This window comes from Acinetobacter proteolyticus, assembly GCF_000367945.1.
Lineage (GTDB): Bacteria > Pseudomonadota > Gammaproteobacteria > Pseudomonadales > Moraxellaceae > Acinetobacter > Acinetobacter proteolyticus.
Map to the genome: position 1 here is coordinate 915,292 of NZ_KB849179.1, position 14,645 is coordinate 929,936.

Consider the following 14,645-nt stretch of genomic DNA (forward strand, 5'->3'; position numbering starts at 1 on the left):
AAATTGAATCCTCATCCGACTAATGATCATTCAATCCGATTCGGTGTGAAATTATCATGAAGAACTTTTTGTATGCTCTTACTCAGCACTATCAAAACATGTGCTCAGCACTCAAACATGCGGATGGCATCGCGGCACTTGCCTTACGTTGGTATTTAGTTCCAGTCTTCTGGATGGCTGGTACAAATAAACTGATGCATTTTCAAGATACAGTGGAATGGTTTGGCAATAGCGATTGGGGCTTGGGTTTACCCTTTCCGCATATCATGGCAGCACTGGCAAGTTCGACGGAGCTTGTAGGGGCTGTGCTTTTAACGCTCGGTCTTTTGACACGTTGGATTAGTATTCCATTGATCGTTACCATGTTGGTGGCAATCGTCACTGTACACCTACCAAACGGTTGGCAAGCCATTGCCGATCCCAATGCACCCTTTGCCAATGCACAAGTACTCGCCTCTGCTGAAAAACTGGAAGCAGCTCGAGGAATTCTAGAAAACTATGGCAATTATGACTGGCTAACATCCAGTGGTTCATTCGTGATTTTGAATAATGGCATTGAGTTTGCAGCGACGTATCTGATTATGCTGATTACCTTAATTGTTCTCGGTGGTGGTCGTTATTTCAGTTTAGATTATTGGCTAAAACGACAGATCGCTAAACATGTTCCACAAAAATAAATTCAACGAGTATCGCCCGGTTATTTGTGAAAGTATTAAATCGTTAAGGTCAGGAAGCTGACCGCAATATTACAATTTTGTCATTTATAAATATCTAATTATCTTTGACGCTAAAATGACACGATAAAACTTTGGGCTCGATGAAAGCATGCGAATACTTCTTGTTGAAGATGAACAAAAAACAGGTGATTATCTCCAAAAAGGCTTAACTGAAGCAGGTTATGTAACTGATTGGAGTCAAGATGGTATATCAGGGCTCCATCTTGCTGTAACAGAACAATATGATCTGATTATTTTAGATGTGATGTTGCCTAAACTAGACGGCTGGAAAATCCTCACTGAAATTCGTAAAGTAAATACATTCCTCCCTGTCCTGTTTCTTACAGCCAAAGACCAGATTGAAGATCGCGTCAAAGGTTTGGAACTTGGTGCAGATGACTTTCTGATTAAACCCTTTGCCTTCGCAGAATTGCTCGCCAGAATCAAAACCCTGTTGAAACGTGGTCAAATTAAAGAAGAACAAACTTTCTATGCAGTTGCAGACTTGCATCTCGATTTGATCAAACGCCGTGTGGTGCGTTCTGGACAACGGATTGATCTGACCGCCAAAGAATTTTCATTATTGGAACTATTCATGCGCCGTCAAGGTGAAGTCTTACCTAAATCTCTGATCGCTGCACTGGTTTGGGATATCAATTTTGATAGCGATACTAACGTGGTTGAAGTTGCAATTCGTCGACTGAGAAATAAAATTGATACCGATTTTAGCCCCAAACTGATTAGAAATATCCGTGGTATGGGTTATGTCTTAGAGATTGAAGATGAGAAATAAATTATTTCGTTCGATCGGTTTTCGAATCAGCTTTATTTCAACATTGTTCACGATTCTGATCTTGATCGTTATGGGGATATTCGTCAATCAACATGTCGTCAATTATTTCTACCAACAAAACCAAAAAGAAATCGAAGGCAAAATTCAGCTGATTGAAAATTTATTTCAACAGAAACCAAGCAATTTTAAAGACAGCTTAGATGAGGCATTGATTGGGCATGATAATCTAGTGATCCAGATCAAACTCGCCAATGGTCAAACCATTTATAATAAAAAAAATGACCACACCGATCTCAGCCAATTGATCCAAAATAGAAATGGACAATGGGTTAATTGGAAAAATAAGGATCAGAGTTATCAAGGCATCATGGTCAATAAAAACCTTCGCTATGATCAAATCGATCAAAACATGCAAATTATTGCCGCAATAGAAGTCACCGATAATTACTATTTCCTGCATTCTTTTAAACAGCAGTTGCTCATGATTGGGTTACTCGGTGTGATTGGTCTGATGTTTTTAGGCTGGTTAGCCACTTGGCAAGGTCTCGGCCCAATTCGGAAAATGGCAAAACTTTCAGAAAATATTTCTGCAAATAATCTTTCCAATCGCCTCGATCTCAGCAATGTGCCGATTGAACTCGCCCCTTTAGCAACTGCATTCAATGACATGCTTAACCGCTTGGAGGTTTCAGTCGATAAACTTTCTGCGTTCTCAAGTGATTTGGCCCATGAAATCAGAACACCAATCAATAACCTGATGATGCAAACCCAAGTTTGTTTAACCAAACAAAGAAGCGTGGAAGAATATCAAGACGTGTTATTTTCCAATCTGGAAGAATATGAACATCTGGCAAAAATGATTTCAGATATGTTGTTTCTTGCAAAATCGGATCATAACCTTGCATTAAAAAACAAAAAAGAAATCGATTTAAAGCAAGAAATGCGGGTGCTATTTGAATATTTTGAAGCCTTTGCCTCAGAAAAACACATCCAGTTAAAGCAAATAGGTCAGGCATCTATTCATGCTGAACCCGCAATGATTCGTCGAGCCTTTAATAATTTAATCTCGAATGCAATTAAATATGGTGAGCCTGACTCAATTTTAGAAGTCAAACTGAGCCAAGATCATCAGCATTCGATTATTCAGATTAAAAATAAAGTGTCTGCTGAAATGCAGACTTTAAGCCCTTTACAACTGTCTCGTTTCTTTGACCGCTTCTATCGACTGGACTCATCCCGACACAAAGCCGAAGATGGAACGGGGCTAGGACTGGCCATTACCAAATCCATTATCGAAATTCATGATGCAGCAATTGATGTATTTATGGAAGAAGAAAATATTGTATTCCGAATGATTTTTAAAATGCAGTGAATAAAAAGAAAGGGCCATAGAACTTATAAGAAGTTTCATGGTCCTTTCAAATTTAAATCTTAGTTTGCCTGATTTTGACCATTGCCACCTTGTAGAGTTGCATTACGCTCTTGGTTTTTTTCCAAGAACATTAAACCACCATCTGCATAACTTAAGCTCGCTGTTGATGCAAACGATAGGATGAAGATGAGTTTAATCAATGCTTTCATTTCTATTTACCTGTTCTCTCTTAACTCTCTATAAGATAGAACAAGCAGCCCAACAACAGCATGACCAGAGAATGACAATTATGTCATTTCTATATATGACAACACCGTACATAATCTATCGAGTTTGGTGTTATTGCTCAATTTGATCTTATTGTTTATCTAAAAACTTTAATAAATGAATGACCGCATCACCCGCCAATTGCATTGACTTTTGATCGACCTGTTCAATGGTGTCACATGCTTTGTGATAGCACGGCGCGAACTCCAGTTCATCCCCTTTCATTTGCTCATTAAACAAGATGACAGAAGTCACTGGAACCTTACCTAAGAACGGAGCCGTATCACTGGCGGTTAAGGTCGAGACATCTTCTTTAATTTTTAGGTTTTTTGCTTTGAAAAATGCCTTGAGCGAATTCTCTAATGCTAAATCACCGCTATGGCTTGGCAGGCCACGTAAACTATCAAGTAGTGGTTTATAGTCAGATTCCTGCATGTCACGTTCTTTCAGCATTTTTTCCATCTCATCTACAGAGGATTTATCACCATCTGCAATCAAAATTTCAGGGTTTTTAGTCCCCACCATATCCACATTGATATAGGCTTTAATGGCTTTTAACTGTTCAGCAGTCAGTTTCTCTACATAAGCTTGAGAACCTGCAATCCCTACTTCTTCCGAATCCCAAAATGCCAGATGAATGGTGTGTTCCGGTTTTACTTTTTGGCTCGATAATTGTGTCATCAAATCGAGCAATAAGGCTACACCTGAAGCATTATCATTGATGCCAGGTCCCATTTTGACCGAGTCATAATGTGCTCCCAGCAGAATTATGCTTTGTTTTGACTCACCGGGAATCTCTACAATAATATTCTTACCTTTGGTCTTTTCCCGATTTTCAAAAGTCTGAAGCTCTGTACTAAAACCTGCTTTCTTGGCCTGATCTAAAATATAATCTGCACTTGCTAGACCACCTTGCGTACCGACAGCACGATTACCACCATGCTGTTTGGCAATTTGTTCAAATGCATGTAAATGCGTCATCATCTGTGCTGCATCCAGTTTTAAACCAGATTGACTCACATCTTCAACTTTTTCTTTGGAATGTTGCTCGTTTTTTTGACAACCGCTCATCGCAAACATACTGCTTAAAATACAAACAGCTAAAAATTTCTTTAAAAACATAAAATAAACTTAAACCAATTTTTATAAAGTCAGCTTAATACTAGATTTTCAGGTCAGTATTTGCCATTTTGATTTGTATCTTGTGCTGTTATTCAATCAGGGACATATCGCTGCTTATCTATTTGCTTAAACCTGTCCTCGATTAGACAGGTTTTAATAAGTTGTCTTCAGACCTATTTTAGCGATGATTTAAACTGCTAAAAATCTGTTCTAGTACTTGCCCAATCGCAAGAATGTCATGATCTGTATTCGGTAAACCATCTATTTCTAATCCGACAGGTAATTTTGATTTTTCACTACAACCGATGGGTAAACTCAGTCCTGGTAAGCCAATATTACTGCCTGGATCGGTATTACGAATCAGCCTTTGGAAATTTTCAATTGAGCTCACATGCTCATTCGCCAATGGTGCAACAATCGGTGACGTTGGAAAAATTAAAGCATCCAGTTGATGATCTTGAAACGTTTTCTGATACAACGCAAGCAATTGAGGACGTGCCTCGCTAAGCGCTTGCTGATATAACGGCCCCACTGACACTGATTCTCCAGTCGTATCAGCAATTAATTCAGGCAAAATATTCTGCTTAAAAAGCTGCTGTACATCTGGACTAGAGATCTGATCGACCACCGCCTCTAAACTCAGCCCAATCTGATTATTTTCTAAATATTGAATCAAATCATATTTGCCTTCGTAGATCACCACAGGAAATGAAATATGATGATTCAAATGGTCTAATTCAGGCATTTCTACACTGATGATTTCAATCCCTGCATTTTTTAAAAGTTGCAGTGCTCGATGCGCTTGTTGTTGTACGTCTTGATCCAGATTTTCCCAAAAATATGTACATATCCCAAGCCGTATCGGGTGCGTCTGTATAGAAGCTGTTATCTGTTGCTGGCTAATCAATTGGTCAATCAATATGATATCAGACACCGAATGTGCCATTGGGCCTGCCGTATCACGGCTATGCGAAATAGGCGTAATATCTATTTGAGCATATCGTCCTAGCGTTGGACGAAAACCCACACAACCATTCAATGCACTGGGTAGTCTGACCGATGCACCTGTATCAGTCCCGATTGCAATTGGAACCATACCTGCGGCAACCGCGACTGCACTCCCGGAAGAAGAACCACCTGCGATATATAAGGGATTGGCAGCATTACGAGTGCCAATCACACCCTCAATATGCATTGCAGTATTGTAGCCTGTGACCCCAAATGCCAGCTCATGCATATTAGCTTTACCTATAACAATCGCACCTTGATCAATCAAGGCTTGAATCACGGGTGCAGTTGCTTTGGGTCTGAATCCTGTTAAAGCAGGTGTTCCTGCCGTATTAGTAAAACCTGCAACATGAATATTATCTTTTACTGCAACTAATACCCCAATTAATGCAGGGCAAGGTTTGCCATCTGCAATATTTTGATCCCAAAACTGGGCCTGCTGAATCGCTGCCGCTTGATCAAGGCTGATAAAAGCATTGAGGGACTGCTGCGCATTAATCTTTTCGAAATAGAGATGGACCAATTGTTCACAAGAGACCTTGCGCTCAGCAACCAATGCTGTAATTTCATTGATTGTAGCTTTATCAAGATGAATCCGTTGATCTAAAGCTACTTTTTCTTTCATATTTAACATTGTGACTTAAAATCCATTTAAGTAGTTATGTTTATAATTTGTACCGTTTTCAATTTATTAGATATCCTCAAAATTGAGGAGGTCATTAAGAATGCATTAATGCAGCCATTTCGGTACGATTATGACAACCCATTTTTTTCATGGCACTTTTTAAATGCGTCCTCACCGTGGTAAAGCTGATATCAAGTAAATTGGCAACATATTTATCACTCAATCCCTTACTCACTAACATGACCACCTCTTGCTCCCGTGGAGTCAAAAAATATTGGAATGATAAATCTATAGGCAAGGCTTGAGTCATATAAGGTTCGAGTAGATTTAAAATCCTTTTCTCTCGTTCACTAAACATAATCGAGTCTTTGGCGCGCCAAATACGCAAATCACCAATATCCATCCCATCCCGAACAAAATACACATTCAAACCATGATAGAGCCCATAGGGCTGTAAAAACTCATTGTAATAGGTGGTTTGCTTGAGCTTAGAAAGTGAAATGATTTCATTGACGAAAGTTGGATGCTGGCGCTGACGAAGTTGTGACGTGATTGGATCGTTGTGCTGCCAAATGCTGTCATATTCCACGATGGCTTTGGGATCAATCTGCCACATGAGGCCTTGTTTGGATAAATGCTGTTTTGAATCCCAGATATAAGATGCAGCAAAATCTGCACGTAATAAAGTCGCAATATCTGCCAGAATGTTTTGTCTTAATGTTCGCTGACCTTTTTCTGAACCTAATTTCCATATGATTTCAGATAAAAGCGTAAATTCTGATGAACTTAAATCGTGTTCTAAAAGCATAATAATGGTCTTCCTTTTATGGTGACGATTCAAAAATACTCGTCTTCTTGCTTTCCATGCATGATATGAATTGTTAAATATTTAAAATCCCCTCTTGACCTTACTATAATGTCAAGGTCTATGCTTTTAGCAATTGGATTATCTCTATAGGTCTATCTTATGGAAACGCAAACAAAAACATCGTCTAATAATATGAATGTCAGCCTTCAAGTCGAAGGCATGACCTGTGCCAGTTGTGTTGGACGTGTCGAAACAGCACTCAAAAAAGTCGACGGCGTTCAGTCTGCATCAGTGAATCTAGCCACAGAACGTGCCGATATCACCCTTGCCAAGCCTGTAGACCGACAAGTACTGATTCAAGCCATTGAGCAAACAGGCTATGACGTCCCTGCAAATAAGGTTGAATTATCGATTGAAGGCATGACCTGCGCTTCATGTGTCAGTCGTGTCGAAAAAGCCTTGAATGCGGTGAATGGCGTAAGTACTGCCAACGTCAATTTAGCAACAGAACGCGCCACTGTAACAGGTACAGCCAGCATTGAAAGCCTGATCGCTGCGATTGATAAAGCCGGTTACGATGCCAAAGAAATTCAGGCATCTATTCCAGATCAAAGTGAACAACTGGAGAAAAAGGACCAAGAACGCGCAGAACTCAAACGTGATTTGATTATTGCCACAGTTCTAGCATTGCCTGTGTTTATCTTGGAAATGGGCTCACACTTGATTCCGGGTGTACATCATCTGATTGAACAAACTATTGGCATGCAAAATAGTTGGTACTTACAATTCGTTTTAACCAGCTTAGTCTTGTTTATTCCAGGTCGTCGTTTTTACAGTAAAGGGCTTCCCGCTCTAGTCCGTTTAGCCCCAGATATGAACTCCTTGGTGGCAGTCGGTACCTTGGCAGCTTACCTATTTTCATTGGTTGCAACCTTTGCACCAAAGTTCTTACCTGCAGGCACGGTGAATGTTTATTACGAAGCTGCAGCAGTGATTGTAGCTTTAATTCTACTCGGTCGTTTTCTTGAAGCGAAAGCCAAAGGACGGACCTCTGAAGCCATTCAACGCTTAGTCAGCTTACAGGCAAAAGTTGCCCATGTTTCTCGCGATAATCAGCTTGTCGATATTCCAATTGACCTAGTGCTTGCAGGTGATTTTGTCATTGTAAAACCAGGTGAAAGAATCCCTGTCGATGGTGAAGTCATTGAAGGCCAAAGCTTTGTCGATGAATCAATGATCACGGGTGAACCGATTCCTGTTGAGAAAAATATTGGTAGCCAAGTAGTGGGTGGAACCATTAACCAGAACGGTACTTTAAGTTTTAAAGCCGTCGCTGTCGGTGGCAACACCATGTTGGCGCAGATTATCCGTCTGGTCGAGCAGGCACAAGGCTCTAAAATGCCGATTCAGGCCGTGGTCGATAAGGTTACTCTATGGTTTGTGCCTGCGGTCATGCTTGCAGCGCTACTCACCTTCCTTGTGTGGCTGATTTTTGGCCCATCACCTGCTTTAACTTTTGCACTGGTCAATGCAGTGGCTGTACTGATTATTGCCTGTCCATGTGCCATGGGCCTAGCAACCCCCACCTCGATTATGGTTGGTACTGGACGTGGTGCGGAACTTGGCGTCCTGTTCCGCAAAGGTGAAGCACTACAACTGTTAAAAGATGCTCAAGTGGTTGCTGTTGATAAAACAGGCACCTTGACCGAAGGTCATCCCGTACTGACTGATTTTGAGGTAACATCCGCTTTTGAGCGTAATGATGTGCTCAGCCTTGTTGCTGCAGTAGAGTCACTTTCTGAACATCCAATTGCCAAAGCAATTGTCGATGCGGCAAAAAATGAAGGTTTAGATTTGCCAAAGGTTGACCGCTTTGATTCAGTCACGGGGATGGGTGTCAACGCCACTGTAAATGAAAGCCAGAACATTTATATCGGTGCAGACCGCTACATGATTCAACTTGGTCTGGATATCACCCCATTTTTCCATACAGCACAGCGTTTGGGTGATGAAGGAAAATCTCCGCTTTATGTGGCAATTGATGGTGCTTTGGCAGGGATTATTGCGGTTGCCGATCCAATCAAAGACACCACACCTGCTGCCATTCAAGCACTGCATCAACTGGGTTTAAAAGTAGCAATGATTACGGGTGACAATGCCCGTACCGCACATGCCATTGCCAAACAACTAGGGATTGATGAAGTGATTGCTGAAGTGCTACCTGAAGGTAAAGTCAATGCTGTTCAGGAACTGAAAGCAAAATATGGCAATATTGCCTTTGTGGGGGATGGTATTAACGATGCACCTGCACTGGCTCAAGCAGATGTTGGTCTTGCGATTGGCACAGGTACAGATGTCGCGATTGAATCTGCAGATGTCGTACTGATGTCTGGGAACTTACAAGGCGTGGCCAATGCAATTGCTTTGTCTAAAGCAACGATTGGCAATATTCACCAAAACTTATTCTGGGCCTTTGCTTACAATACTCTATTGATTCCAGTGGCCGCGGGTGTGTTATACCCCACTTATGGCATCTTAATGTCACCAATTTTTGCCGCTGGTGCGATGGCACTTTCCAGTGTTTTTGTGCTCGGTAATGCTCTACGTTTACGCCGTTTCCAACCACCATCTATGCATAAAAGCTAATGGAGGATCTTATGAATATTGGTAAAGTTTCTCAAGCTTCAGGTGTAACTGCCAAGATGATTCGTTATTACGAACAAATTGGTTTGATTCCTGCGGCAGGACGCAGCAATGCAGGCTACCGTTCTTATTCAGAGAATGACGTGGAACGTTTGAAATTTATCAAACGTAGTCGTGAGTTAGGATTCTCAGTCATAGAAATTACTGACTTACTCGACCTATGGAATAATCGCAATCGACAAAGTGCCGATGTAAAACAACTGGCTCAGGCACATATCCATAAGCTGGAACAGCGTATCCAAGACCTGCAGCAAATGGCGCAAACACTCCAGAATTTAGTCGACTGCTGTGCCGGTGACAATCGTCCCGACTGTCCGATTTTGGAAGGCTTAAAAGAACCAAGTCATGAAATGAAGGACATCCATCATCATAATGATTTGCTCTCGCTTTCCCCGCTCACTGGGCGCAAGTAAAACAGCATAAAAGGCGATCTTATGATCGCCTTTTATTTTTTATCCATTCCATTGATACAAAAAAGCGGCTATTTAAGCCGCTTTTCATTCATGAACAGATTAACGTGGTGGAAAACCTGCTTCTGATAAAGCCTCGACCACTTGTTGCTGTGAGGCTGTAGTTTCAACTTTAACACTGCGGTTAGGTGGATCAGTAATCACTTTTGCATTGGCATCTACCGCTTGGATCGCACGGGTTACACCACGTGCACAGCCACCACAGGTCATATTTTCGACATGAAATTCCATCGTAAAACTCCATTCAGTTCTTTAAGAAGATAAACACACTATAAAGGTTGCCATAATGGTAAGGTCAAGTCTTTTACACATTAAAATTAACAATATTTTATGTGATCATTCCTTCTTTTCGGAAACATAATTGATCGTGTATTTGGGGATTTCTATTTCCAAAGGCTGAGTCTGAATATTTACCTGACAAGACAGTCGAGACTCTGGACTTAGCCCCCAAGCGCGATCAAGCAGGTCTGCTTCAACGTCATCCATTTCCTGCAAACTTTCAAAGCCTTTTCGGATAATGACATGACAGGTGGTACAGGCTCCTGAAAAATCACATGCATGTTCAATTTCAATACCATGATCAAGTAAAGCTCTACACAGGTTTGCACCCTTTTTTATTTCTAAAATGTTGCCCTCTGGACAGATTTTTTCATGTGGAAGCACGGTTATCTTCGGCATAATCACTACCTTTCTATCTAATTAGAAAAAGCTGTAATCCATAAAAGGCTGTTTTGATTCAGCCCATTATGGATGGAACCATCAAATCAAGAATAAGATCGAAGGCTTTATAATAGATGCCGTTGCAACCAAGCATTGATCACTTTAATTTCAATCTCTTGTGCCAACATAATGTTTTTTGCCAGCATGCGAACTTCTGGATCATAACAATATTTCAAGGCGACCTTGGCCATATCTACCACCACTTGATGATGTGGAATCATTCCACGCATAAAGTCGATGTCGGCATTGCCGGTGTAATTGATTTGCATATCTACATGCATACGGCTGCTTAGTTCCATATAAGCACGCGTAGAGAGACTATAAATATCACTTGAATCATTTGGGGTAGGCGTTATTGCCGATTGTTGTTCACTCATTATTATTTCCTTTCTATTCAGCAGCATCACATTCATTTCAGATGTGATTGACATGCTATATGGATAAAAATAAAGGAAGTGACACCGTCAATAGATGAGGGTTTCTATCTCATGTGGCACAGTTACCTTTATGAAAGACACTGTAGTCCTTCCAATAATTGCAAGGTCAAGCCATCAATTGATTAAAATTTTGAGTGATTAAAAAACAAAGTTTTATCGGCCCTAAATAAAAAAGTGCATGATCAACATGCACTTTTTTAAAACGATACCTATAGTGTTTTAGCCATTTAAGCCAACTGCCTTAGCACGTGCTTTATGCAATTTTTTATAGCTGTCGATGAGACGTAAATGACGATCAAGCCCTTCCAGTTTCATACTGGTTGGTGTAAGACCATAGAAACGGACCGTACCTTCAACAGAACCAACCACAGCATCCATACGCTCATTGCCAAACATACGGCGGAAATTGGTTTCGTAGTCTTCAAGCTCCATTTCATCATCGAGTAAGACTTCCAACACCACATTCATGCATTGATAGAACAAACCACGTTCTACCGTGTTGGTATTGTATTGCAAGAAAGTCTCAACCAATTCTTTCGCTTCTTCAAACTGCTCTAAAGCAAGATAGATCAACAGTTTTAACTCAAGCAGAGTTAACTGACCCCATACCGTATTGTCATCAAACTCAATCCCGATCAAGGTCGTAATTTCGGTATAATCATCCAGTTCGCATTCTTCTAAACGCTCAACCAAGGCTTCCAATTGTTCGTCATCTAAACGATGTAGATTAAGAATATCTTCACGGAATAAGATGGCTCTGTTGGTATTGTCCCAAATCAGGTCTTCTACCAAATAAATTTCAGAATAATCAGGCACCAAGATACGACATGCGGTTGCACCTAAGTGCTCATACACGGCCATGTAGACTTCTTTGCCCATTTCTTCAAGGATGCCGAACAATTCTGCAGTTTCTTCAGCATTTGAATTTTCACCCTCATTAGTGAAGTCCCACTCGACAAAGTCATAATCTGATTTGGCACTAAAGAAACGCCAAGAGACCAAACCACTTGAATCAATGAAGTGTTCAACAAAGTTGTTTGGTTCTGTCACTGCATTGCTTTGGAATGTCGGTTGCGGTAAATCATTCAAACCTTCAAAACTACGACCTTGCAACAATTCAGTTAAACTACGCTCTAATGCCACTTCCAAGCTTGGGTGTGCACCAAATGAGGCAAATACACCGCCTGTACGTGGGTTCATTAAAGTCACACACATCACAGGGAATTGACCGCCTAACGATGCATCTTTGACAAGGACTGGAAAACCTTGCTCTTCCAAGCCTCGGATACCTGCCACAATACTTGGGTATTTGGCCAATACCTCTTGCGGCACATCGGGTAATGCAATTTCACCTTCCAGAATTTCACGTTTAACCGCACGTTCAAAAATTTCAGATAAGCATTGAACCTGAGCTTCTGCTAATGTATTGCCCGCACTCATACCGTTACTGAGATATAAATTCTCAATCAGGTTTGATGGGAAATAGACAATTTCATCATCAGATTGGCGTACAAATGGCAATGAGCAAATACCACGTTCTGTATTCCCTGAGTTGGTATCGTATAAATGCGTACCGAGTAACTCATCATCTGGGTTATAAATTTCGAGACAATATTCATCCAAAATTTCTTTTGGTAATTCGCCATTTGGACCCGGTTTAAACCACTTCTCATCTGGATAATGTACAAATTCTGCATTGGCAATGTCCTCACCCCAGAACTGATCGTTATAGAAGAAGTTACAGTTTAAACGTTCAATGAACTCACCTAAAGCCGAAGCTAAAGCACTTTCTTTGGTTGAGCCTTTACCATTGGTAAAGCACATTGGTGATTGTGCATCTCGGATATGCAAGGACCAGACATTCGGTACGATATTGCGCCAAGATGCGATTTCAATCTTCATGCCAAGACCTGCCAAAATCCCTGACATATTGGCAATGGTCTCTTCTAATGGCAGGTCTTTACCCGCAATGTAGGTGCTGCTTTCAGAGGCAAGGCTTGGCATCAATAAGGCTTGTGCATCTGCATCAATGCTTTCAACCTCTTCAATGATAAACTCTGGGCCGGTCTGGATCACTTTCTTGACGGTACAGCGATCGATTGAACGCAAGATGCCCTGACGGTCTTTTTCAGAAATGTCAGCTGGTAATTCAACCTGAATCTTAAAAATCTGTTTGTAGCGATTTTCAGGATCAACAATATTGTTCTGAGATAAACGAATGTTGTCCGTTGGAATATCACGCGCAGCACAATACACTTTGACAAAGTAAGCTGCACATAACGCAGATGAAGCAAGGAAATAATCAAATGGACCTGGTGCAGAACCATCGCCTTTATAACGAATCGGCTGATCGGCGATTACCGTAAAGTCATCAAACTTCGCCTCTTGTCGAAGATTGTCGAGATAATTAACCTTGATTTCCATGCGAGCACCTAAATATTCTTATGTGTTGCAAGCACATAAGATTGAAAATATTAATCGATAAGCCGAATCGTAACTAAGAAATAGACTTAAAAAGTGTGGCTAAGGTCATCTCGTCTCTTTATCTAAACACTGACCTTAGTATTGATGGGCGCTATTATAGAAGTATTTTGTGTAATTGATAACTTTTGTCTGTTTTTCTAGCCTATTTATGAACAATTAAGCGGGTTTTAGCATATTGACCAAAAGCTAGAGTTGCACGGCAAGCTCAACAAATGCTTTTGCAGTCGGTGACATCTGCTGTTTATTCTTTACAGCCAAGCCAATAGAACGCTTGATATTGGGAGATAATGGGCGTTTGACCACATTGGGGTAAAGCGAAAGAATATTTGTGTCGAGTGCTAAATCTGCCACAATTGAAACCCCTGCACCCTGATTGACCATATTTAAAATCGACAGGATTTGCGCCAAGTTATACTTAATCTGTGGCGTCAATTGCGCAGCCTTAAACAGTTCCATGACATGGTTTTGACTGCCCGCACTGGTCAGGATAAAAGGATGATCAATCAGCGCTTGCAATTGCACTGCTGGCTTTTGTGCAATCTCTAAATGCTTAGGCAATAAAGCAACAAAGATATCCTCCAGCAAAGCAAAACTATCAAAGCGGGTTTCAGGCAGTACCACAAAGCCAAGATCAACTTTGCGTTCATCTATCCATTGCAATACTTCTTTATCCGTACCTTCCATCATCAAGACCTCAACATCAGGATATTGCTGAGCAAACTGTTTTAAAATCAGTGGAATCAGCACATTGGAAGATGATGCACCAAAGGACCCTATCCTTAACGTTCCCGCTTTTAGACCTTTTAGGTCCATTACTTCTTGATTAATAATGTTAGAAACATTCAAGATTTCATTTACATAAGGTAGTAAGCGTTGTCCTGCTGCGCTCAGCTCTACTTCATTGTTATTTCGATAAAACAGTTGGGTTTCCCACTTCTTTTCCAACGTTTTCAGTGCATGCGAAATCGCTGACTGTGAAATATTCAGTTGTTGTGCAGTATGCGTAAAATTTTTTAGTTCCGCGAGTTTTGAAAATATTTCGAGTTGGGTCAGGGTCATCATGATGCATTCATGAGTAAAAGCTCATTTTACTATAAAAATAAATTAGTTTTAGGATTTG

Annotated in this window: 14 protein-coding genes; 5 read left to right on the plus strand and 9 right to left on the minus strand. The window is 40.8% G+C overall.

Going from position 1 to position 14,645, the window contains the following annotated elements; all coding sequences use genetic code 11:
- Positions 1-56 precede the first annotated feature (56 nt).
- The 3 genes from F993_RS12535 (at position 57) to F993_RS12525 (ending at position 2,881) form a co-directional block, all read left to right on the plus strand.
- Positions 57-677: an HvfX family Cu-binding RiPP maturation protein gene (locus F993_RS12535; protein ID WP_004653554.1), complete on the plus strand. Its 621-nt coding sequence runs from the start codon at positions 57-59 to the stop codon at positions 675-677.
- A 148-nt stretch (positions 678-825) separates the two neighbouring features.
- Positions 826-1,509 carry a heavy metal response regulator transcription factor gene (locus F993_RS12530; protein WP_004653555.1) on the plus strand — a complete coding sequence of 228 codons (684 nt, stop codon included), beginning with the start codon at positions 826-828 and terminating at the stop codon, positions 1,507-1,509.
- Positions 1,499-2,881: a heavy metal sensor histidine kinase gene (locus F993_RS12525; RefSeq protein WP_004653556.1), complete on the plus strand. Its 1,383-nt coding sequence runs from the start codon at positions 1,499-1,501 to the stop codon at positions 2,879-2,881. The genes F993_RS12530 and F993_RS12525 overlap by 11 nt, the downstream gene beginning before the upstream one ends.
- A gap of 59 nt (positions 2,882-2,940) precedes the next feature.
- Here F993_RS12525 and F993_RS20490 read toward each other — a convergent pair whose 3' ends face one another.
- The 4 genes from F993_RS20490 to F993_RS12510 form a co-directional block, all read right to left on the minus strand.
- Positions 2,941-3,090 (minus strand): hypothetical protein, encoded by a 150-nt coding sequence (locus F993_RS20490; RefSeq protein WP_004653557.1) that lies wholly within the window; start codon positions 3,088-3,090, stop codon positions 2,941-2,943.
- A gap of 148 nt (positions 3,091-3,238) precedes the next feature.
- Positions 3,239-4,270, minus strand: coding sequence for a M20/M25/M40 family metallo-hydrolase (locus F993_RS12520; protein WP_004653558.1), 1,032 nt, complete (start codon positions 4,268-4,270; stop codon positions 3,239-3,241).
- Positions 4,271-4,448: 178 nt separating this feature from the next.
- Complete coding sequence (gene iaaH, locus F993_RS12515) at positions 4,449-5,912, minus strand: indoleacetamide hydrolase (protein WP_004653559.1); 1,464 nt, start codon at positions 5,910-5,912, stop codon at positions 4,449-4,451.
- 85 nt (positions 5,913-5,997) lie between these two features.
- On the minus strand, positions 5,998-6,711 hold the full coding sequence (locus F993_RS12510) for a response regulator transcription factor (protein WP_004653561.1): 714 nt from the start codon (positions 6,709-6,711) through the stop codon (positions 5,998-6,000).
- Positions 6,712-6,870: 159 nt separating this feature from the next.
- Between F993_RS12510 and F993_RS12505 the strand changes: the two genes are divergently transcribed.
- Both F993_RS12505 and cueR read left to right on the plus strand, forming a co-directional pair.
- Entirely contained in the window at positions 6,871-9,357 is a 2,487-nt protein-coding gene (locus F993_RS12505) for a heavy metal translocating P-type ATPase (RefSeq protein WP_004653562.1), read from the plus strand.
- 11 nt (positions 9,358-9,368) lie between these two features.
- Positions 9,369-9,827: a Cu(I)-responsive transcriptional regulator gene (gene cueR, locus F993_RS12500; RefSeq protein WP_004653563.1), complete on the plus strand. Its 459-nt coding sequence runs from the start codon at positions 9,369-9,371 to the stop codon at positions 9,825-9,827.
- A 99-nt stretch (positions 9,828-9,926) separates the two neighbouring features.
- On the opposite strand, the gene F993_RS12495 is transcribed toward cueR, so the two are convergent.
- From F993_RS12495 to F993_RS12475, 5 genes are all read right to left on the minus strand, one after another.
- Positions 9,927-10,115 carry a heavy-metal-associated domain-containing protein gene (locus F993_RS12495; protein WP_004653564.1) on the minus strand — a complete coding sequence of 63 codons (189 nt, stop codon included), beginning with the start codon at positions 10,113-10,115 and terminating at the stop codon, positions 9,927-9,929.
- Between the two features lie 105 nt (positions 10,116-10,220).
- Complete coding sequence (fdx, locus tag F993_RS12490) at positions 10,221-10,562, minus strand: ISC system 2Fe-2S type ferredoxin (RefSeq protein ID WP_004653565.1); 342 nt, start codon at positions 10,560-10,562, stop codon at positions 10,221-10,223.
- A gap of 107 nt (positions 10,563-10,669) precedes the next feature.
- Positions 10,670-10,981: a CopM family metallochaperone gene (gene copM, locus F993_RS12485; protein WP_004653566.1), complete on the minus strand. Its 312-nt coding sequence runs from the start codon at positions 10,979-10,981 to the stop codon at positions 10,670-10,672.
- Positions 10,982-11,260: 279 nt separating this feature from the next.
- Entirely contained in the window at positions 11,261-13,465 is a 2,205-nt protein-coding gene (locus tag F993_RS12480; RefSeq protein ID WP_004653567.1) for an OsmC domain/YcaO domain-containing protein, read from the minus strand.
- 246 nt (positions 13,466-13,711) lie between these two features.
- A complete protein-coding gene (locus F993_RS12475) occupies positions 13,712-14,584 on the minus strand; it encodes a LysR family transcriptional regulator (protein WP_032812679.1) in 873 nt (290 codons plus the stop codon).
- Positions 14,585-14,645 lie beyond the last annotated feature (61 nt).